This window comes from Nocardioides sp. zg-1308, from assembly GCF_013155375.1.
Taxonomy (GTDB): Bacteria; Actinomycetota; Actinomycetes; order Propionibacteriales; family Nocardioidaceae; genus Nocardioides; species Nocardioides renjunii.
The window spans coordinates 597,446-617,171 of sequence record NZ_JABJQY010000002.1; the positions used below are offsets into that span (position 1 = coordinate 597,446).

A 19,726-nucleotide genomic window follows, 5' to 3' on the forward strand; every position below is an offset into this window, starting at 1 on the left:
AAAGTACCCTTTCGAAAGACGTCTTGCAATAGGTCTCGTCAGGGATCCTCGGCCTGAGCGGCGCAGGACGCGCACTCGCCGAAGATGGCCAGGTGGCCCACGTCGACGGTGAAGCCGTCCTCCGCCAGCGCGGCCACGAGCGGGCCCACGAGCTCGGTGTCGTAGGAGCGCACCGAGTCGCAGCGCCGGCACACGACGTGGACGTGCTCATGCTCCAGGGTCGAGTGGTAGGTCGGCGCCCGGTCGCTCAGGTGGGCGTGGCGCACCAGCCCGAGCTCCTCGAGCACCTCCAGGGTGCGGTAGACAGTGGAGGCGTTCACGGAGCTGACCTGGCCGCGGACGTGGGCGAGCACCTCGTCCGGGGTGGCGTGCCGCAGCTCCTCGACCGCCCGCAGGATCAGCTGGCGCTGCGGGGTGAGCCGCAGGCCCTGCTCGCGGAGCCGGGTGGCCAGGCTCTCCTCGGACCCTGTCGCCGCGTCGTCGCTCATCGGTGGCTCATGTGCTCAGGCCCGTTGCAGGCGCGCCCACGTGTGCGGCTGGAGCTCCTGGCCGACCGCGGCGAGGTCGTTGGCGTAGAGCAGGTCGCCCTCGACGTTGCCGTACATGCGCGACCCCGCCGTGACCTCCTTGGCGGTCTCGGTGAAGGAGACGCCGGCCGTGTGGATCTCCAGCTTGCCGCCCTCGGCCTCGCCGTACCAGATCTCGGAGATGCCGGTGTTGTGCGCGAGGAGCAGCTCGACCTTGCCCGGCTCGGGGCAGCGCAGGAAGCCGGTCTCCATCGCGCCGTCGCGGACGAACTCGCCGGCCCCGTCGACGATCCAGGCGCGCGACATGTAGTGGAAGAACGGCCGGCCGTCGTGGGTGAAGATGAGCTCCTGGCCGAACTGGAAGGACTCGATCGTCGGGTACGCCCCGTGGCCGTTGCCGCGCCACGTGCCGAGCAGCCACGCGACGGGGCCGCAGTTGGGGTGCAGGTTGTCCGGCAGCTCGAAGGGCATGGCCTCACTCTAGTGTGGCTCCATGGCTCGCTCACTCGTCGTCAAGGTCACCTGCGGAGCCGAGGACGCCGAGCGGTGCAACCAGGGATTCACGGTGGCGGCGGCCGCCGCCGCTGCCGGCGCCGAGGTCTCGCTCTGGCTCACGGGGCAGGCCGCCTGGTTCGGGGTCCCCGGACGCGCCGAGGAGTTCCGGCTCGACCTCGCCACGCCGCTCGACCAGCTCGTGGCGGCGGTCCTGATGAGCGGGTCGATCACCGTCTGCTCGCAGTGCGCCGCCCGCCGCGGCATCGTCGAGGCCGACCTGCGCGAGGGCGTCCGCATCGCCGGCGCGGCGGTGTTCGCCGAGCAGGTGCTGGGCGACGGCGTGCAGGCGCTCGTCTACTGATCCGGCTGCTCGCGACGTCACCGCGCGTTCACCTTCCGGTGCCACACTGGGCGGCATGTCCGACCCGGCCACCCTGACCAGCGCAGCCTCCCCGTCGGTCGAGGAAGGGCCGGTGGCCGAGCCGTTCGGCCACCCCACCGACACCTTCGACGTCGAGCCGCCCTACCTGCCCGACGCCGCCGCCATCGAGGCGGTGGAGAAGTTCGAGGACCGCTTCATCGACCGCGAGACCTCGTGGGTCCGGTTCAACCAGCGCGTGCTGGAGCTGGCCGAGGACCCGCGACTCCCGCTGCTGGAGCGGGCCCGCTTCCTGGCGATCTTCGCCAGCAACCTCGACGAGTTCTTCATGGTGCGCGTGGCCGGCCTCAAGCGGCGCATCGACGCGGGCGTCGCGGTCCGCGCGGCGAGCGGCCTCATGCCGCGCGAGCAGCTCGAGCAGCTCTGGACCGGCAGCCGCGCGCTGATGGAGCGGCACGCCCGCGCCCTCGCCGACCTGCTCCCCGAGCTCGGCGCGCAGGGGATCGAGATCGTGCGCTGGTCCGAGCTCGACCGCGAGGAGCAGAAGGTCTGCAAGAAGCTCTTCAAGGACCGGATCTTCCCCGTCCTCACGCCGCTGGCCGTCGACCCGGCGCACCCCTTCCCCTACATCTCCGGGCTCTCGCTCAACCTCGCCGTCGTGGTCCGCCACCCCAAGACCGGCACGGAGCACTTCGCGCGGGTCAAGGTGCCGCCCACCTTCGGCCGGTTCGTCGGGCTGGGCAACCAGCGCTTCGTGCCGATCGAGGACGTCATCGGCGAGCACCTCAAGAAGCTCTTCCCCGGTATGGAGGTGCTCGGCGCCCACACGTTCCGGGTCACCCGCAACGAGGACCTCGAGGTCGAGGAGGACGACGCCGAGAACCTGCTCAAGGCCCTCGAGAAGGAGCTGCTGCGCCGGCGCTTCGGCGCGCCCGTGCGGCTGGAGGTCGAGGAGTCGATCGACCCCAAGGTGCTCGACCTGCTGGTGTCCGAGCTCGGTGTCGGCCGGGGCGAGGTGGTCTCCCTGCCGGGTCCGCTCGACCTGACCGGTCTGCACTCCATCGCCGACCTGCCCCGTGACGACCTCAAGTACGCCGCGTTCCTGCCCACGACGCACCTGCAGCTGGCCGAGGTCGAGTCGTCGTCGCCCGTCGACGTGTTCGACTCGGTGGCCCGTCACGACGTGCTGCTGCACCACCCCTACGACTCCTTCGCCACGTCGGTGCAGCGCTTCCTCGAGCAGGCGGCCGCCGACCCGCACGTGCTGGCGATCAAGCAGACCCTCTACCGCACCTCCGGCGACAGCCCGATCATCGAGGCGCTCATCGACGCGGCGCAGGCCGGCAAGCAGGTCCTGGTGATCGTGGAGATCAAGGCCCGGTTCGACGAGCAGGCCAACATCCGCTGGGCGCGCAAGCTCGAGCACGCCGGCTGCCACGTGGTCTACGGGCTCGTCGGGCTCAAGACCCACTGCAAGCTGTCCATGGTCGTCCGCGACGAGCCGGACGGCATCAAGCGCTACGTCCACCTCGGGACTGGCAACTACAACCCCAAGACGGCCCGCGTCTACGAGGACCTCGGCCTGCTCACCGCGGACCCCGAGATCGGCGAGGACGTGGCGCTGCTCTTCAACAACCTCTCGGGGATCAGCCGCAACCGCACCTACGACCACCTCATGGTCGCGCCCCACAGCGTGCGCGAGGGCCTGGTCGCCCAGATCCACCAGGAGATCGCCCACCACGAGGCCGGGCGCCGGTCCGGCGTACGCATCAAGGCCAACTCGATCGTCGACGAGGCCGTCATCGACGCGCTCTACCTCGCCTCGCAGGCCGGCGTGCCGGTCGAGCTGGTCGTGCGCGGCATCTGTGCGCTGCGCCCGGGCGTGCCCGGGCTGTCCGAGAGCATCCGGGTGCGGTCGGTCCTGGGCCGGTTCCTCGAGCACAGCCGGGTCTTCTGGTTCGAGAACGCCGGCGACCCGGCCGCGTGGATCGGCTCGGCCGACATGATGCACCGCAACCTCGACCGTCGTGTCGAGGTGCTCGTACGCCTGCGTGACACGCACGTCGTCGAGCAGGTCCGCGAGCTGCTGGACCTGTCCCTCGACCCCGCCACGACGGCGTGGGACCTGGGCCCCGACGGCGAGTGGACGCTGCGCACCGGTGAGCGGCACCTGCAGGACGAGCTCATCGCCCGGCAGCGCAGCAGGCGTCGCTGAGGCAGCGCCCGGACGGCGGCGCCCCCGCGCGTGCGGCACGGGTCACACCCGGGGCCGCACCGGGGCTCACGGTTGCGTCCCGAGGCGCCTGACCCCCTAGCATGAGCCCGGTTCATCCGCCCCCCGTTCGGAGTTCACCGTGCGTTTGAAGTTCCGCCCTGTCGACAGCTCGTTCTACGACTTGTTCAGCGAAGCCGCAGCCCACCTGGTCGTCGGGTCCCAGCTCCTCAGCGAGATGCTGTCCGCGGGCAACTCCAAGGCCGAGATCGCCCAGCGCATGCGCGAGGCCGAGCACGCCGCGGACGAGACCACCCACTCGATCATCCGCCGGGTCAACAGCACGTTCGTGACCCCGTTCGACCGCGAGGACATCTACTCCCTCGCCTCGGCGCTCGACGACGTGATGGACATGATGGACGAGGCCGTCGACCTGGTCCTCCTCTACGAGGTCACCTCGCTGCCGCCCGAGACGACCCAGCAGGTCGAGGTGCTGCAGCGCTGTGCCGAGCTCACCGCCGCCGCCATGCCGATGCTGGAGTCGATGGGCTCGCTCGACGAGTACTGGATCGAGATCAACCGCCTCGAGAACACCGGTGACAAGTCCTACCGCCGGATCCTCGCCAACCTCTTCAGCGGCGAGTACGAGGCCCTCGAGGTGATGAAGCTCAAGGACATCGTCGAGTCGCTCGAGGGGGCGATCGACGCCTTCGAGAAGGTCGCCAACATCGTGGAGCAGATCGCCGTCAAGGAGTCGTAAGACTGATGGAGATCGGCATCATCATCGCCGTCGTCGTCGTCGCCCTGGTGTTCGACTACACCAACGGGTTCCACGATGCGGCCAACGCGATCGCGACGTCCGTGTCCACCGGCGCGCTCAAGCCCCGGGTGGCCCTGGCCATGGCGGCGGTCATGAACTTCGTGGGCGCCTTCCTCGGGCAGAAGGTCGCCCAGACCGTGTCGGAGACGATCGACCCCGGAGACGGGGTCCACGGCCTCGTCATCGTGATGTGCGGCCTGCTGGGCGCGATCACCTGGAACCTCATCACCTGGTACTACGGCCTGCCGTCCTCGTCCTCGCACGCCCTCATCGGCGGCCTGGTCGGCGCAGCCGTGGCCGCCGGCGCCACCGCCAACTGGTCCGTGGTGCTGGAGAAGGTCGTGCTGCCCATGTTCATCTCGCCGCTGGTGGCCTTCAGCCTCGGGTTCGCGGTGATGCTCGGGATCATGTGGGCCTTCCGCAACGCCAACCCCGGCCGCGCCAACCGAGGCTTCAAGGTCGCCCAGACGGTGTCCGCCGCGGCGATGGCGCTCGGCCACGGCCTCCAGGACGCCCAGAAGACGATGGGCGTGATCTTCCTGGCGCTGCTCACCGGCGGCTACGTCGCCGCCGACGACCCCCTCCCCCTGTGGGTCATCGTCGCCGCCGCGACCGCGATCTCGCTCGGCACCTGGTCGGGCGGCTGGCGCATCATGCGCACCCTGGGCCGCCGCATCATCCACCTCGACCCGGCCCGCGGGTTCGCGGCGGAGTCGGTGGCGGCCTCGGTCCTCTACTCGACGGCCTACGTCTTCGAGGCGCCGATCTCGACCACCCACACCATCACCTCCGCGGTCATGGGCGTGGGCGCCACCAAGCGGCTCTCGGCCGTGCGCTGGGGCGTGGCGAAGTCGATCCTGACCGCGTGGGTCCTCACCTTCCCGGCCGCCGCCTTCGTCGCGGCGGTCTGCTACTGGATCGCGCGCATCTTCCTCCCCTGACCCGCCCGCCCTCCTCCCCCGCTGCGTCATACGGAGCCGCACCCATGCGCGCGGTTCGCACGTCGGCCCGGACCTCGGCGCGGCTGAGGCCCGCGGCGTAGAGCTGCGTGCGCGAGATCGCTCCCGCCTGTGGATCCCCAGGGCGGGAGCCGACCTGTGGACGGCGGGTGGCCCACCACCCCCAGCCGGACGCAGAACTGCGTCATCCGGATCCGCACCCATCGGGTCGGATCCGTATGACGCAGGGAGGGATGAGCAGACCCGGGGTGGCGAGGGACGTCCTGGTGGGTTGACCCCCCGATCGAGCCACCAGGACGCGCCTCACCACCCCGGACCGGCGGTGCCGGCGCGCGCGTGCCGGGGCACGGTGGGCGCCGACCCGCCGCAGAGGCGATCAGCCGAAGCGGCCGGAGATGTAGTCCTCGGTGCGCTTGTCGTTGGGGTTGGAGAAGATCGTCGAGGTGAGGTCGTACTCGACGAGCAGGCCGGTCCGGTTGCCCGTGGTCTCGTCGGGGCGGGCGGTGAAGAACGCCGTCCGGTCCGAGACGCGTGCCGCCTGCTGCATGTTGTGGGTCACGACGATGATCGTGTACTCGTTGCGCAGCTCGAGCATGAGGTCCTCGACGCGGGCCGTGGCGATCGGGTCGAGCGCGGAGCACGGCTCGTCCATGAGGATGACGTCGGGCTTCGTGGCGATGGTGCGGGCGATGCACAGCCGCTGCTGCTGACCGCCGGAGAGACCGTACGCCGACTGCTTGAGCTTGTCCTTGACCTCGTCCCAGAGCGCGGCGCCGCGCAGCGCCCCCTCGACCAGGTCGTCCATGTCGTCGACCTTCATGCCGGTGACCCGCGGGCCGTAGGCGATGTTGTCGTAGATCGACTTGGGGAACGGGTTGGGCTTCTGGAAGACCATCCCGATCTGGGTGCGGACGGCGATGGGGTCCACGTTCTTCTCGTAGATGTCCTGGCCGTGGTAGAGCACCTCTCCCTCGACGCGCGCGCCGGTGACGAGGTCGTTCATCCTGTTCAGGCACCGCAGGACCGTGGACTTGCCACAGCCTGACGGCCCGATCATCGCGGTGATCTCGTGCCGGCCGTAGGAGAGGTTCACGTCGTGCACGGCGTGGAAGTCGCCGTAGAACACGTTGAGGTCGCGCGTCTCCATCACCGGGTTGACCGGGGACTCGGGGAGCCGCCGCTCGGCGTTGACGTGGACGTCGCCGAGCGTGCCCATCTGGGGGAACGTGTCGGAGGAAGTGGCTGAAGCCATGTCGAGTGTCTCTCTCACCAGGATCGCTGGAACTTGTTGCGGATGAAGATGGCCAGGGCGTTCAGCCCGAGGACCATCGCAAGCAGGACGATGATGGCGGCCGAGGCGGCCTGCCTCAGCTCCTCGCGGGACTGGGAGGTCAGCGAGTAGATCTGCATCGGGAGGGCGGTGATCGGGCTCATGACCCCGGTGGGGTCGAAGAGCACGGAGCCGGCCAGCCCGACGATCACCAGGGGGGCTGCTTCTCCGATGGCACGGGAGAGACCCAGGATGGTCCCGGTCGCGATCCCGGGGATCGCGGAGGGCAGCGTCTGCCGCCACGTCGTCTGCCACACGGTGGCGCCCAGGGCCAGGGAACCCTGGCGGATGTCCCGCGGGACCGCCCGCACCGCTTCGCGGGTCGTGATGATGATGACCGGCAGGATGAGCAGCGCGAGCGCCAGCGCGCCACCGAGCACGGTGCCGGCGTTGCTGAAGCCCATGAGCGCCATGATCGCGACGGCCAGGAGCCCGTAGACGATGGCCGGTACGGCCGCGAGGTTCTGGAGGTTGACCTCGACGAAGCGGTTCCACCTCGTGGTCGAGTCGGCGAACTCCTCCAGGTAGAGGGCGGCCGCGATGCCGAGCGGCACGGCCATCAGTGCGGTGAAGACCATCAGCCACAGGCTGCCGAGGATGCCTGCCCGGAACCCGGCCGTCTCGGGCCGGACGATGGAGGTGTAGTTGGTGAGGAGCTCCATGTCGAACCGCGGGGCACCCGCGATGGCGGTGTCGACGATCAGTGCCACCAGCACGAGAACGCCGAAGAAGAGCGAGAACCACAGGCCGATGAGGAAGATCAGCGACACGGGAGTGCGGTCCTTGTTGCGGCCCGTCGCCAGGCTCCGCGTGACCTCGCGAGCAGTGGTCGAGGCGATGCTGCTCATCAGTAGACCTGCCTGAAGCGTCGTACGAAGCTGATGCTGAAGAGGTTCAGCACCAGGGTGATGACGAAGAGCAGCATGCCCACGGCGAAGAGGTTGTTGTACTCGATCGAGCCGACCGGGTTCTCGCCGCCTGCTGTCTGGGCCATGAAGCCCGTCATCGTCTGCATCCCCTCGCGCGGGTCGAGGCTGAAGTTCTTGAGCGCCCCGGCCGCGAGCGCCACGATCATCGTCTCGCCGACTGCCCGGGACATCCCCAGGACGACCGCGGCAGCAACACCGGAGAGCGCAGCCGGGAAGACCACCCGCAGGCTCGTCTGCATCCGGTTGGCGCCCATGGCGTACGAGCCCTGCCGCATCGAGTGCGGCACTGCCGAGAACGCGTCCTCGGCCAGGGAGGCGATCGTCGGGATGATCATCACCCCCAGCACCAGCCCGGCTGCCAACGCGTTGGTGAAGCCGACGCCGATGTCGAGGATCTCCTGCAGCAGCGTGGGGGTCACGAAGGTGAGCGCGAAGAATCCGTAGACCACCGACGGGACGCCCGCGAGCAGCTCGACGGTCGGCTTGAGGATCTTGCGGGCCCGCTTCGAGGCGTACTCGGAGAGGTAGAGCGCGGCACCGAGGCCCAGCGGCACGGCGACCAGCAGCGCGATCACGGTGACCATGAGGGTCGCCGTCACCAGCGGCAGGACGGCGAACTTGCCCTCCATCGCGAAGAAGTCACCGACCGGGACGTCGCCGAAGAACTCGATCACCGGTTGGATGAGTGCCGCGACGATGCCGAACGTGATGGCTATCGACGCGTAGGCGGAGAGCCGCAGGACGACCGTGATCACACGCTCGCCCGGGCGCGACTTCGCCCGGAGGTCGACACCGGCCGGCAGGCCCGTCCCGGAGGACGGGCCTGCGGCGCCAGTGGTGGCGTTGTTGCTCATGTCAGGGATCAGGCCTGGCTTCAGGAACCGAGGGACTCGAGAGCGGACTGCGTCTCCGAGTAGAGCTCGTCGCTCAGCGGGATGAACTGACCGATCTCGGCGATGTCCGCGAGGTTCTCGATGTAGAAGTCGACATAGGCCTTCGTCGCCTCGTTGTCGGTGTACTTCGCGTTGTTGACGTAGATGAAGAGGGGGCGGGCCAGAGGCGTGTACTCGCCGGCCTGAGCGGTCTCGGCGGAGGGCTCGACGCAGCCGTTGCCGTCGTCGATCGACAGTGCCTTCAGCGTGTCCTGGTTCTCCTCGTAGTAGGTGTAGCCGAAGAAGCCGACCGCACCCTCGGTGCCCCCGACGCCCTGGACCAGCACGTTGTCGTCCTCGGAGGACTCGACGTCGTCGCGCAGCGTCTCCGACTCGTCACCGACGACGTCGGCGGCCATGTAGTCGTAGGTGCCGGAGTCGGTGCCCGGGAAGAAGAAGGAGATCTCCTGGTCGGGGAAGCTCGGGTCGATCTCGTTCCAGTTGGTGGCCTTCGACTGCGGGCCGACGAGGTCGATGAGCTGGTCCGTGGTGAGGCAGTCGACCTCGAGGTCGGGGTGGACCGCAACCGTCAGGGCGTCGGTGGCGACCTGGAGCTCGGTGTACTCGATCCCGTTCTCCTCGCACACCGCGACCTCGTCCTCCTCGATGGGACGCGAGGCGTCGGAGATGTCGGTGTCGCCCGTGCAGAAGACCTCGAACCCGCCACCGGTGCCGGCCTCGCCGACGGTGACCTGGATCTCCGGGTTCTCCTCGTTGAGCAGCTCCTGGGCCGCCACGCTCATCGGGTAGACGGTCGACGAGCCGTCGACGGCGACGCTGCCGCTGACGCCGCTGGACGAGCCACCCGACTCGCCACCGTCGGATGCGCCGGCGTCGCCGCCGCCGCAGGCGGCCAGGGTGATGGCCAGGACGGCCGCACCGGACGCGGTGGCCCAGCGGTGAGAAGTGCGCTTCACTTCGTTACTCCTGAAGATCTCGGTGTGTTGACAGCGAGGACGCTAAGCAGGGCAGGAGAACGACCGCGGCGCCGTCGGTGAACGCGCGGTGAACTCGGCTGGACCGGTTGGCGTCACCCATTCGGGCGTGAGACGACGATCACATGAACTCGCCCGGCCGGGCTTGACGAACACGGACGAGCGGGTCTAGAGGTGCCGCCCGAGCAGCCCTGCGTCAGGGATCGACGACCTCGGTGGCCACGACCTTGCCCTTGCGGTGGTGGACCACCAGCATCGAGCCCGGCTCCAGGCTGACGTCGGGCACCTGCAGGGCGTCCAGCACGGTCGGCAGCACCGGGCGGTGGGTGCAGAGCACCGCGGCCTCGTCGCCGTCGAGCAGGTCGTCGACCAGCTCGACGACGGCGTCGACCGAGGAGTCCTCCTCGCTGAGCTCGTCGTAGAGCTTCACCGGCCAGCCGGTGGTGTCGACGTACGGCGCCACCGTCTGCGTGCAGCGGGTGCTCGAGGAGGAGTGCACGGCTGTCACGTCGAAGGCGGCGAGCAGCGGCACCAGCCGCTGGGCCTGGACCTCACCGACGCGGAGCAGCGGCCGCAGCCGGTCGTCCCCGCGCCACGCGGCGCGGGACCTGGCCTTGCCGTGCCGCAGCACGACGAGGGCGCGCGTACGACGCCGCAGCGGCCGGGCCTCGGCGAGCGTCTCGCGGTCGTGGGGATAGGTGAGCCGCACGACCGCCTCCGACCAGTCGACCCACTCGACCCGGTCGATCTCGTCGTTGGGGCAGTAGCGGCTGACGTCGTCGCTGCCGACCGCGCGGGCGGTCCAGTAGGCGACGGACTTCCACCGGCCGTTGGTGAGCCGGTAGCGCTGCGGCGACAGGGCCGGGCCCAGCCGGACGTGCAGCCCGGTCTCCTCGGCCACCTCGCGCACGGCCGCGGTCACGGCGTGCTCGCCGGGGTCGAGCTTGCCCTTGGGGAAGGACCAGTCGTCGTACTTGGGACGGTGCACCAGCAGCACGTCACCGCCCCTGCGCGTCACCACGGCACCGGCAGCGCGCACGTCGCGGGGCTCCATGGACGTAGTCTCACACCTCGCCGCCGGCCTGAGGAGACCCCGTCCCGAGGCAGGGCGCGCGCAGGCGGATCAGGAGCCGGAGGAGTCCTGGCGGGGCTTGGGGATGACCCCGAGCAGCTGGTCGATCTGCTCCTGCGAGAGGTGCTCGTCGGACTCGCTCGCGGCGATGATGAGCGTCGTGGTGAGCTCGACCTCGCCGAGGAGGTCGCCGTCCTCGAGGGTCACGTCGAACTGGTCGTGCACGTCACCCTCCCCTTTGTCGCGTTCGGTGCTCCGATCACCCAAGTCTAGGCGTCCCAGCCAAGTCTGGCGGAGAGCCACGACCGGCGGAATGACCCGAACGTGCTACTCGTGTGCGTAGTCTGCCCCGAAATGGAATCCGGCCCCACCCCTAAAGAGGGGATGGGGCCGAACTCGCGATCAGGTCTGGAACAGGTCCAGCCTTCTGCCGATCAGAGCGGGCGGACGTTCTCCGCCTGCGGGCCCTTCGGGCCCTGGGTGACGTCGAACTCGACCTTCTGGTTCTCGTCCAGCGACTTGTAGCCGTTGGTCTGGATGGCCGAGTAGTGCACGAAGACGTCGTCGCCGCCGTCCTCCTGCGCAATGAAGCCGAAACCCTTCTCGGCGTTGAACCACTTCACGGTGCCTTGAGCCATGTGCTCGGTACTCCTGTTATCGGAACGAGAAGCCGTCACTTCGACGACTCCGCACCAAGTGCGGTGACACGTCGCTCCGACTCACAAGCTGGAGGGCCCGAAGATGGAAACGCCGTTGGATCACAAACTCCGCGGGCGTCAACCTGCTGGAACTTGCACCTGTTGCGCCACGAACACTACCAACAAATCGCCGCACGTCACCGTCTGAGAACCACCTGTTCGTGAACGTTGGGCCAACGGGGCCGCCGCGCCGGGGCCAGCGCCCACCTGTCACGATCGGCCGGTGACCACGCCGACCCGTCCGCCGGCCCTCCCGCGGGTCGCGGTCTGCGGGATCAGCCTCGAGGCCTCCACGTTCTCGCCGGCCCTCACCACGGCGGCGATGCTCGCGCCCCGTCGCGGACGCGAGGTGCTGGACGCGTGGGACTTCTGGCGCCCCGGCGGCTCGCTGGCCGACCGCGCCGAGTGGATCGGCATCCTGCAGGCACGGAACATCGCGGGCGGCGCGATCCCGGCCGACGACCACGCCCTCCTGAAGGCCGAGATCCTCGCCGGCCTCGTCGCCGCGATCGCCGAGGCACCGCTCGACGGCGTGGTCCTCGACATCCACGGCGCGGCGAGCGTGGTCGGCCTCGACGACATGGAGGGTGACCTCGCCGTGGCGGTGCGGGCGGTCGTCGGTCCGGACTGCCTGATCAGCAGCGGGATGGACCTGCACGGCAACGTGTCCCGCACCCTGGCCGGGACGGTGGACCTGCTGACGACGTACCGCACCGCCCCCCACGTGGACTGGCAGGAGACCAAGGAGCGCGCGGCCCGCAACCTGCTCGACCGGCTCGCCCTGCCGCCCGGTCGGCGGCGTCCGGCCAAGGCCTGGGTGCCGGTGCCGATCCTGCTGCCGGGCGAGATGACCAGCACCCGCCAGGAGCCGGCGACGAGCCTCTACGCCCGGGTCCCCGAGATCGAGGCGCTGGACGGGATCCTCGACGCCGGGATCTGGATCGGCTACCCGTGGGCGGACGAGCCGCGCAACTGCGCGGTCGTCATGGTGATCGGCGACGACGCCGGCCGCGCGACGAGGGAGGCCGCCGCGCTGGCCCGCGAGCTCTGGGCCCGGCGCGAGGAGTTCGGCTTCGTCGCGCCCACCGGCACGCTGGCGGAGGTGCTCGCGCGGGCCGTCGCCGCCCCGACGGGGCCCTTCGTCATCTCCGACTCCGGCGACAACCCGACCGCCGGCGGCGCGGGTGACGTCACCTGGACCCTCGCGGCGCTGCTCGCCAGCGAGGAGCTGGCAGCCAGCGGCAAGCGCGCGATCTACGCCTCCATCCCCGACGCGCCGGCGGCGCTCGCGGCCGCCGAGGTGGGCGTCGGGGCGGACGTACGCCTCACGCTGGGCGCCCGGATCGACCCGCGGCCGGCCCCACCCGTCCAGGTGTCGGGCCGGGTCGTGGCGGTCGTGCCCTCGGAGGACAACGTCGAGGTCGTCGTGCGCACGCCCGCGGTGGACGTGGTCGTGACCCGGCGCCGGCGGCCCTACCACCTCGAGTCGGACTTCACCCGGCTCGGGCTGGACCCGCGCACCGCCGACATCGTCGTGGTGAAGATCGGCTACCTCGAGCCGGAGCTGTTCGACCTGGCGGCGGACTGGATGCTGGCGCTGACCCCGGGCGGTGTCGACCAGCACCTGTCCCGGCTCGGCCACCGCCGCGTCCGACGACCGATGTTCCCCCTCGACGACGTGTCGTCGGTCGACCCGGTGGCGGACGCCGTGCTGTTCCCCGGTGACACCGGGGGCTGAGGATCAGCGGCCGAGCGCCGCCATCACGTCGGCCAGCACCGCCGCGCTCGTCACGCTGCGACTCCCCTCGTCGTAGCCCGCCGACACCCCGGTGGACACCACCGTCCCCGGCGCCCGCAGGTGCACCTCGCGCGCCCCGGTCTCCGTGACGACCTGCGCGACGTTGCCCGGGCGCACGCCGCCACCGACCGCGATCCTCACGTCGTCGCCACCTCGCCGCACGAGGTCGGCGAGGAGCGGCAGGTGGTCCACCGCGGGACCGGCGCCGCCGGACGTCAGCACCCTCGTCACGCCGAGGTCGCCGAGCAGGCGCAGCGCCGAGGGCTTGTCCGGCACGGAGTCGAAGGCCTTGTGGAAGGTGACCGGTGCGTCCGCGCTGGCGGCGACGAGGCGTCGTACGGCGTCGGCGTCGACGGTGCCGTCGGGGGTCAGCGTGCCGACCACGAAGCCGAGCCGCACCGAGCCGTCCGCGGACGCGCGGACCGCCTCGATGTCGGCCACCATCACGTCGACCTCCTGCTCGGAGTGCACGAAGTCCCCGGCGCGGACCCGCACGAGCACGCGGATCTCGAGTCCGGGTGCGTGCGCGGCGCAGTGGTGGACGAACCCGAGCGTGGGCGTCGTGCCGCCGTCGACGAGGCCGGCGCACACCTCCAGCGCGTCGGCACCCGCCTCGGCGGCGAGCCGCGCTCCCCCGACGTCCTCGAGGCAGATCTCCACCAGGGTCTCGGCCAGGGGTGCGGCAAGGCGTGCGGCGGTCATGGACCCACGCTATGCCCGGGTGCTCGGTCCACTACGTTCGTGCCCGACCCCGACCCCGTCCCGAGCAGGAGAGCCCGTGAGCGTCCTCGTCTTCTACAAGCCCACCCCCGAGGGCGCCGAGGCCATCCGGGCCGGCGCGACCCAGGCGGCCTTCCACCGCACGGACCTCGTCGTGCACAACGTGCCCCTGGACGCGGCCGAGGAGGAGAAGGTCGTGGCCCTGGCCTCGGGCGCCGCCACCGGTGCCGGGGTGCCGCTCCGGACCGTCCCCGAGCCTGCCGACGGCTCTCCCGTCGACGCGTTCCTCGCCGCCGCCGACACGGCGGGCGTGGAGCTGCTCGTGCTCGGGATCCGCCACCGCACGCAGGTCGGCAAGCTGATCATGGGCAGCACCGAGCAGCAGATCCTGCTGGACGCCCCGCGGCCGGTGCTCGCGGTCAAGGCCTGACCGGGAGCCCGGGTCCCGTGCGGCACCACGTGGAGGTGAGCCTGCCGGCGACCCTCGAGCTCTCCGACCGGTCGGTCACCCTGCGCCGGGCGACTGCCGGCGACCTGCCGGCCGTCGTCGCGCTGCTGAGCGACGACCCGCTCGGCGCGACCCGGGACGGACCCACCGTCGACGGTGGGCTGACGCCGTACGTCACCGCGTTCGAGGCGATCGACGCCGATCCCGCCCAGCTCCTCGTCGTCGCGGCGGCCGAGGGCCGGGTGGTCGCCACGATGCAGCTGTCGTTCATCCCCGGCCTGTCCCGCCGCGGTGCGCTGCGGGCGCAGGTGGAGGGCGTACGCGTGCACGCGGACCTGCGCGGCAGCGGCCTCGGACGGGCCATGCTGACCTGGGCGGTCGACGAGGCGCGCACCCGCGGGTGCGCGCTGGTGCAGCTGACGAGCGACAAGCAGCGCACGCGGGCGCACGGGTTCTACGAGGAGCTCGGCTTCGTGGCCTCGCCGACGGCTTCAAGCTGTCCCTCTGACCGGGCCGGCCAGCCTCCTCTGAGAGGATGCGCCTCAAGGTGTGAGGTCGCGCCGGGCGCTCGTCGCGCGGACGCACCCCTCCCCCGGGCCTCTAGCTCAATGGGTAGAGCAGCGGACTTTTAATCCGTTGGTTCAGGGTTCGAGCCCCTGGAGGCCTACCGCGCAGCACTCGCTCGCCGCGGGCAGGCCCGGACCGCCGGGCCTCAACCCGGCGGCTCCGGGTCGAGCGGCTGCCGGTCAGGCGCCGCCGACGCGGTCGGCCGGCACGCCGCGGGCGCCGGAGTCGGTGAGCTGCGACTCGCGCTCGGCGGCCTGCTCGAGCTCCTGGCGGCGGGTCTCCACCATCATCGCCCGCGTGGCGTCGTAGATGCCGGGGTCGCTCACCAGGTCGGCGGCACCGCGACGCAGCCGGGCCAGCGCGGCGCGCGCGAAGATCTGCTGCTCGGTGGTGGTGCGCTCGGACCGGTTGTTGCTGATGAACGTGATCGCCCACCGCATCAGCGCGGAGACCTGGTTCTTGAAGCCGGTGAGGTAGACGAGGTGGACCCCGAGCCACATCAGCCAGGCGACGATGCCGGTGAGCCGGAGCTTGCCGACCATCGCGACCGCGCGGAACCGGCTGATGATGGCCATCGAGCCCTTGTCGAAGTACTTGAACGGCGGCTGCGGCTGCCTGCCCTCGACGCGGTTGCGGATCTCCTTGGCGGCGTACTTCGCGCCCTGGATCGCGACCTGCGCGACGCCGGGGAGGTTGTCGAGGGCGATCATGTCGCCGACGACGAACACCTCGGGGTGCCCGGGGAGGGTGAGGTCGGGGTTGACCGAGATCCGGCCCGCGCGGTCCAGCGGCGCGCCGCTCTGCTCCGACAGCGTCCTGCCCAGCGCGTTGGCCTGCACGCCGGCGGCCCAGATCTTGGCGACCGAGTTGATCCGCTCGACCCGGCCGTCCTTGAACTTGACCTCGAGGCCGCGCTCGTCCACGTCGGTGACCATCGCGCCGAGCATCACCTCGACACCGAGCTTCTCGAGCTCGCGCTGGGCCTTGGCGCCGAGCTTGGCGCCGAAGGGCGGCAGCACCTGGCCGGCCGCGTCGATGAGCACGACGCGGGCGTGGCGGGTGTTGATCGCCCGGAAGTCCTTGTTGAGGGTGCGGTGCGCGAGCTCGGCGATCTGGCCGGCCATCTCCACACCGGTCGGTCCGGCACCCACCACGACGAAGGTCAGCAGGTGGTCGACGTCGTCGCCGCGCGTGGCGCCGAGCTCGGCCATCTCGAAGGCGCCGAAGATGCGCCCGCGCAGCTCCAGGGCGTCGTCGATGCTCTTCATGCCGGGGGCGAACTCGGCGAAGTGGTCGTTGCCGAAGTAGGACTGGCCGGCGCCGGCGGCGACCAGCAGCGAGTCGTACGACGTCACGGTGTCGCGGCCGAGCACCTGCGAGGTGACGGTGCGGGCCGTCAGGTCGATGCCGGTGACCTCGCCGAGGATGACCCGCGCGTTGTCCTGGCCGCTGAGGACCTCGCGGGTGGGCGGTGCGATCTCGCCCTCGGAGAGGATGCCCGTCGCCACCTGGTAGAGCAGCGGCTGGAAGAGGTGGTGGGTGGTCTTCGCGATGACCGTCACGTCCACGTCGGCCCGTCGCAGCGCCTTGGTGCCGAAGAGCCCGCCGAAGCCGGATCCGATCACCACCACCTTGTGGCGGTGGGAGTCCTGCGTCGAGGTCATGGATGCTCCTGGTGTCGTAGGTGCGCTCACTGGTTCCGCTGTACCCATTCTCCTCCGCGCAGCACCGACCGCGAAACGCCGGGCGCGTCTTCTTGCTCACACCCCACTACCCAGCGCCCCGAGAAACTATGGTGTGGTCGAGGTTTGAAGCACCCGACACCGGGTAGAGACCGCCCCACTGGACTGTCGACACCCCCCTGAAAAGAGTCCCAGTGCCGCTGAGCTCCGAGTTGACGCTGGCGTCGTCGCCGCGCGCTGCGGCCGACGCGCGTCGCTGGGTCGGTCAGGTCTGCCACCGGCTCGAGCGTCCCGACCTCGTCGAGTGCGCCGAGCTGGGCGTCTCCGAGCTCGTCGCCAACGCCCTGCTCCACGCCACCGCCCCCTACAAGGTCCGCGTGCGGGGCACGGCCACGCACCCGCGCATCGAGGTCGTCGACGGGTCCCCGGTCCCGCCCGTGCCGCCGGCCCCTGTCGAGGTCGACGACCTCGACCTGCTGCTCACCTTCGGCCGCGGGCTGTCGATGGTCGCGCAGTGCGCCGTGGCATGGGGCGCCACGATCGAGTCCGACGGCAAGATCGTGTGGTTCGAGCCCGCGCCCGAGGTCAGCGAGGACGCGGCCGCCGAGTGGGTGATCGACCAGCACGACCAGGTGCCGCCGGAGCCGACCAGCGAGGCCACGGTCGAGGTGCGCCTCGTCGGCGTGGACGTGCCGCTGCACGCGAGCCTGCGCCGGCAGTACCACGAGCTGCGGCGCGAGCTGCGCCTGCTCTCGCTCTCGCACCAGTCCGACTACCCCCTCGCCGGCGACCTGACCGCGATGTTCACCAACTTCGAGCGGCAGTTCCCCGACTCCTACCGCGACCAGCTCCGCGCCGCCGAGTCGCAGGGGCTGCACCAGGTCGACGTCAGCTTCCCGATGATGCGTGAGGCCGGGCCGATCTTCGTCACGATGACGGAGATGTTCGACGTCGCCGACGCCTTCTGCAAGGCCGAGCGGCTGCTCTCGATGGCCCGCACCTCGGCACAGCGGTCCCTGCACAACTGGCTCCTCGGCGAGCTCGTCCACCAGCTGGACGGCGCCGGCGCGCAGCCGTGGCCCGGCCATCCCGACACCGACACCGGCCCGCCCATCGCCAGCCAGGTCGGGTGACCACCCGCCGCTCGTCCGACCTGGCCCTCGTCGCGGCGGGTGGTGGTGCGGGCGCGCTGCTGCGCCTCGCGGTCGACACGGTGGCACCCGACACGCTCGTCCCGTGGCCGACGCTGGCGATCAACGTGGTGGGAGCGTTCGTGCTCGGCGTGCTGCCCGCGCTGGCCGTCGTACGCCGCTCGCCCCGCGTCGCGGTGACGCTGGGGCCGGGATTCCTGGGCGGCTTCACCACGGTGTCGGCGTGGGCCGGACAGGTCCGCGAGCTCGCCGCCTCGGGGCACGTCCCCACGGCCGGCGCCTACCTCGTCGGCACGCTCGCAGCCGGTCTGCTCGCTGCCGCGCTGGGACGGCGGCTCGCCCGGCCGCGCGAGCCCGAGGAGGTCCTGCGGTGACGGCGCTCCTGGTCGCGCTGGGCGCCGCTGTCGGCGCCCCGCTGCGCTTCGCGCTGTCGAGGCTCGACGGCACCTTCCCCACCGGGATGCTGCTGGTCAACACGGTGGGGTCCGGGCTGTTCGGCGTCTTCGCCGCGCTGTCCCTGGGCGACGCCGCCTGGGCGCTGCTCGGCACGGGATTCTGCGGCGCCTTCACGTCGTTCTCGTCCTTCGCCGTGCAGGCGGTCGAGCGTCCGTCGGCCGTCGGAGGGACCTATGTCGTCGCCACCACCGTGCTGTCCATCGCCGCATGCGCGGTCGGATGGACCGGGGTCACCCTTCTGGGCTAGGCCACTTGGTTAAATCTTGACGATCGTCAAGGTGCGAGGCTTAGCCCCAGCCGAGCTCGTGGAGCCGCGCGTCGTCGAGACCGAAGTGGTGGGCGACCTCGTGCACGACGGTGATCCGCACCTCCTCCTCGAGGTCGTCGACCGTGTCGGCCATGTCCAGGAGCGGTCCTCGGAAGAGCAGGATCCGGTCCGGGAGCATGCCGGCGTGGTTGGCCGGCCGCTCCGTCAGCGCCAGCCCGTCGTAGAGCCCCAGGAGGTCCGGGTCGTCGGCCGGCGCCTCCGGCTCGACCAGCACCACGACGTTGTCGACGAGGCGGGCGAGGTCGTCGGGGAGGCCGTCGAGAGCCCGCCCCACCATGGCGTCGAACGCGGCGGGATCCAGGTCGATCGGCATGGCCTCAGCGTAGATAATCCCCGCAACACGGGCTCAGCGGCCCGAAATGCCGAACAGGGTGAGCCTGAGGCTCACCCTGCTCGGTCATGCGTTGGCGACCCCGACGGGACTCGAACCCGCGGCCTCCGCCGTGACAGGGCGGCGCGCTAACCAACTGCGCTACGGGGCCAGGTGGAACTTCGGTGGAACTGGTGAAGCGGGTGGAACTCTAACCCATGGTCTCCGGCGCCACACAATCGGCGGCACCCTCGCCCCGGGTCGCACCCCCAACCGGATTCGAACCGGCGCTACCGCCGTGAAAGGGCGGGGTCCTGGGCCGCTAGACGATGGGGGCCAGCTCACCGGGCGGGCCCGATCGAGCGTCGACCAGCATAGGGCCACCGCGCTCCGGCCTCCCAACCAACGGGTCCGACCGGGTGATTGGGGACACGACTTCGCAAGACTGCCAGCGATTTGCCACTCGACTTTACTAAACTTGCCGCGTGAGCCAGGAGTCACGGGAGCTGCGCTTCCTCGTCGTCGATGACAACGAGGACATCCGTGACGTCTTCTGCCGGCTCATCGAGCGTGCCGGGCACGTCGCGTCCACCGCCGTCGACGGCATGGACGCGGTCGAGAAGCTGGAGGTCGAGTCCTTCGACGTGATGCTTCTCGACCTCACCATGCCGCGCATGAACGGCGTCGACGTGGTGCGGTGGCTCCGGGCTCGTCCGGAGGTCGCTCCGACGATGAAGATCGTGGTGATCAGCGCCTGGGCCGGCGAGCACCGAGCCGTCCTCCAGGAGCTGGGAATCGTCACCGTGATGCAGAAACCGCTGCGCATCCAGCAGCTGAGCGACCTGATCGAGCAAACCCTGCGCGACTCGGAGGCCTGAACCCGGCCCTGTCCCGTTTCCGGGTGCTGGTCCCCGAGTGGTCCAGAGTCCGTGACCCATCCCTGAACGCACCACCGGGTCCCGATCTCTGGAGTGTCAC

General features: G+C 70.6%; 23 protein-coding genes and 3 tRNA genes. 12 read left to right on the top strand and 14 right to left on the bottom strand.

Features of this window, described 5'->3' with window-relative positions:
* Positions 1-38: 38 nt before the first annotated feature.
* Positions 39-488 carry a Fur family transcriptional regulator gene (locus HN031_RS04640; protein WP_172267000.1) on the bottom strand — a complete coding sequence of 150 codons (450 nt, stop codon included), beginning with the start codon at positions 486-488 and terminating at the stop codon, positions 39-41.
* 15 nt (positions 489-503) lie between these two features.
* Positions 504-998, bottom strand: a complete 495-nt coding sequence (locus tag HN031_RS04645; RefSeq protein WP_172267003.1) for an FABP family protein — start codon at positions 996-998, stop codon at positions 504-506.
* 22 nt (positions 999-1,020) lie between these two features.
* Between HN031_RS04645 and HN031_RS04650 the strand changes: the two genes are divergently transcribed.
* The 4 genes from HN031_RS04650 to HN031_RS04665 all read left to right on the top strand — a co-directional run bounded on the left by HN031_RS04650 (position 1,021) and on the right by HN031_RS04665 (position 5,374).
* Positions 1,021-1,383, top strand: a complete 363-nt coding sequence (locus HN031_RS04650; protein ID WP_172267006.1) for a DsrE family protein — start codon at positions 1,021-1,023, stop codon at positions 1,381-1,383.
* 55 nt (positions 1,384-1,438) lie between these two features.
* Positions 1,439-3,616 carry an RNA degradosome polyphosphate kinase gene (locus HN031_RS04655; protein ID WP_172267009.1) on the top strand — a complete coding sequence of 726 codons (2,178 nt, stop codon included), beginning with the start codon at positions 1,439-1,441 and terminating at the stop codon, positions 3,614-3,616.
* Between the two features lie 139 nt (positions 3,617-3,755).
* Positions 3,756-4,373 (top strand): DUF47 family protein, encoded by a 618-nt coding sequence (locus HN031_RS04660; protein WP_172267012.1) that lies wholly within the window; start codon positions 3,756-3,758, stop codon positions 4,371-4,373.
* A gap of 5 nt (positions 4,374-4,378) precedes the next feature.
* Positions 4,379-5,374 (top strand): inorganic phosphate transporter, encoded by a 996-nt coding sequence (locus HN031_RS04665; RefSeq protein WP_172267015.1) that lies wholly within the window; start codon positions 4,379-4,381, stop codon positions 5,372-5,374.
* A gap of 394 nt (positions 5,375-5,768) precedes the next feature.
* On the opposite strand, the gene pstB is transcribed toward HN031_RS04665, so the two are convergent.
* From pstB to HN031_RS04700, 7 genes are all read right to left on the bottom strand, one after another.
* Entirely contained in the window at positions 5,769-6,539 is a 771-nt protein-coding gene (pstB, locus tag HN031_RS04670; protein WP_301539435.1) for a phosphate ABC transporter ATP-binding protein PstB, read from the bottom strand.
* A 119-nt stretch (positions 6,540-6,658) separates the two neighbouring features.
* Positions 6,659-7,570 (bottom strand): phosphate ABC transporter permease PstA, encoded by a 912-nt coding sequence (pstA, locus tag HN031_RS04675; protein WP_172267018.1) that lies wholly within the window; start codon positions 7,568-7,570, stop codon positions 6,659-6,661.
* Positions 7,570-8,505, bottom strand: a complete 936-nt coding sequence (gene pstC / locus HN031_RS04680; protein WP_172267021.1) for a phosphate ABC transporter permease subunit PstC — start codon at positions 8,503-8,505, stop codon at positions 7,570-7,572. Before pstC ends, pstA begins: the two co-directional genes overlap by 1 nt.
* Before the next feature lie 20 nt (positions 8,506-8,525).
* Positions 8,526-9,500, bottom strand: a complete 975-nt coding sequence (locus HN031_RS04685) for a PstS family phosphate ABC transporter substrate-binding protein (RefSeq protein WP_172267024.1) — start codon at positions 9,498-9,500, stop codon at positions 8,526-8,528.
* A 214-nt stretch (positions 9,501-9,714) separates the two neighbouring features.
* Entirely contained in the window at positions 9,715-10,572 is an 858-nt protein-coding gene (locus HN031_RS04690; protein ID WP_172267027.1) for an NUDIX hydrolase, read from the bottom strand.
* 69 nt (positions 10,573-10,641) lie between these two features.
* Entirely contained in the window at positions 10,642-10,815 is a 174-nt protein-coding gene (locus HN031_RS04695) for a hypothetical protein (protein WP_172267030.1), read from the bottom strand.
* 209 nt (positions 10,816-11,024) lie between these two features.
* On the bottom strand, positions 11,025-11,228 hold the full coding sequence (locus HN031_RS04700; RefSeq protein WP_045548871.1) for a cold-shock protein: 204 nt from the start codon (positions 11,226-11,228) through the stop codon (positions 11,025-11,027).
* Between the two features lie 283 nt (positions 11,229-11,511).
* Here HN031_RS04700 and HN031_RS22180 point away from each other — a divergent pair, with 283 nt between their 5' ends.
* Complete coding sequence (locus tag HN031_RS22180; RefSeq protein WP_322920279.1) at positions 11,512-13,026, top strand: M81 family metallopeptidase; 1,515 nt, start codon at positions 11,512-11,514, stop codon at positions 13,024-13,026.
* 3 nt (positions 13,027-13,029) lie between these two features.
* Here the strand turns inward: HN031_RS22180 and HN031_RS04710 are convergent, their stop codons facing one another.
* Positions 13,030-13,788, bottom strand: coding sequence for a copper homeostasis protein CutC (locus HN031_RS04710; protein ID WP_172267035.1), 759 nt, complete (start codon positions 13,786-13,788; stop codon positions 13,030-13,032).
* A gap of 76 nt (positions 13,789-13,864) precedes the next feature.
* Here HN031_RS04710 and HN031_RS04715 point away from each other — a divergent pair, with 76 nt between their 5' ends.
* The 3 genes from HN031_RS04715 (at position 13,865) to HN031_RS04725 (ending at position 14,921) form a co-directional block, all read left to right on the top strand.
* Complete coding sequence (locus tag HN031_RS04715) at positions 13,865-14,236, top strand: universal stress protein (protein ID WP_172267038.1); 372 nt, start codon at positions 13,865-13,867, stop codon at positions 14,234-14,236.
* Between the two features lie 35 nt (positions 14,237-14,271).
* Positions 14,272-14,886: a GNAT family N-acetyltransferase gene (locus HN031_RS04720; protein WP_367650771.1), complete on the top strand. Its 615-nt coding sequence runs from the start codon at positions 14,272-14,274 to the stop codon at positions 14,884-14,886.
* A tRNA-Lys gene (locus HN031_RS04725) sits at positions 14,849-14,921 on the top strand. The genes HN031_RS04720 and HN031_RS04725 overlap by 38 nt, the downstream gene beginning before the upstream one ends.
* A 79-nt stretch (positions 14,922-15,000) precedes the next feature.
* Here HN031_RS04725 and HN031_RS04730 read toward each other — a convergent pair.
* On the bottom strand, positions 15,001-16,485 hold the full coding sequence (locus tag HN031_RS04730) for an NAD(P)/FAD-dependent oxidoreductase (RefSeq protein WP_172267042.1): 1,485 nt from the start codon (positions 16,483-16,485) through the stop codon (positions 15,001-15,003).
* A 212-nt stretch (positions 16,486-16,697) separates the two neighbouring features.
* On the opposite strand from HN031_RS04730, the gene HN031_RS04735 reads away from it, so the two are divergent.
* From HN031_RS04735 to HN031_RS04745, 3 genes are read left to right on the top strand one after another with little or no spacing between them, the layout of a single operon-like run.
* Complete coding sequence (locus HN031_RS04735; protein ID WP_172267045.1) at positions 16,698-17,636, top strand: ATP-binding protein; 939 nt, start codon at positions 16,698-16,700, stop codon at positions 17,634-17,636.
* Positions 17,633-18,028, top strand: a complete 396-nt coding sequence (locus tag HN031_RS04740) for a CrcB family protein (RefSeq protein WP_172267048.1) — start codon at positions 17,633-17,635, stop codon at positions 18,026-18,028. Before HN031_RS04735 ends, HN031_RS04740 begins: the two co-directional genes overlap by 4 nt.
* A complete protein-coding gene (locus HN031_RS04745; RefSeq protein WP_172267051.1) occupies positions 18,025-18,357 on the top strand; it encodes a CrcB family protein in 333 nt (110 codons plus the stop codon). Before HN031_RS04740 ends, HN031_RS04745 begins: the two co-directional genes overlap by 4 nt.
* A gap of 40 nt (positions 18,358-18,397) precedes the next feature.
* On the opposite strand, the gene HN031_RS04750 is transcribed toward HN031_RS04745, so the two are convergent.
* From HN031_RS04750 to HN031_RS04760, 3 genes are all read right to left on the bottom strand, one after another.
* Positions 18,398-18,751: a metallopeptidase family protein gene (locus HN031_RS04750; RefSeq protein WP_172267054.1), complete on the bottom strand. Its 354-nt coding sequence runs from the start codon at positions 18,749-18,751 to the stop codon at positions 18,398-18,400.
* A gap of 92 nt (positions 18,752-18,843) precedes the next feature.
* A tRNA-Asp gene (locus tag HN031_RS04755) sits at positions 18,844-18,920 on the bottom strand.
* Between the two features lie 92 nt (positions 18,921-19,012).
* Positions 19,013-19,085, bottom strand: a tRNA-Glu gene (locus tag HN031_RS04760).
* Between the two features lie 148 nt (positions 19,086-19,233).
* Here HN031_RS04760 and HN031_RS04765 point away from each other — a divergent pair.
* On the top strand, positions 19,234-19,626 hold the full coding sequence (locus tag HN031_RS04765) for a response regulator (protein WP_172267057.1): 393 nt from the start codon (positions 19,234-19,236) through the stop codon (positions 19,624-19,626).
* The last annotated feature ends 100 nt before the right edge of the window (positions 19,627-19,726 follow it).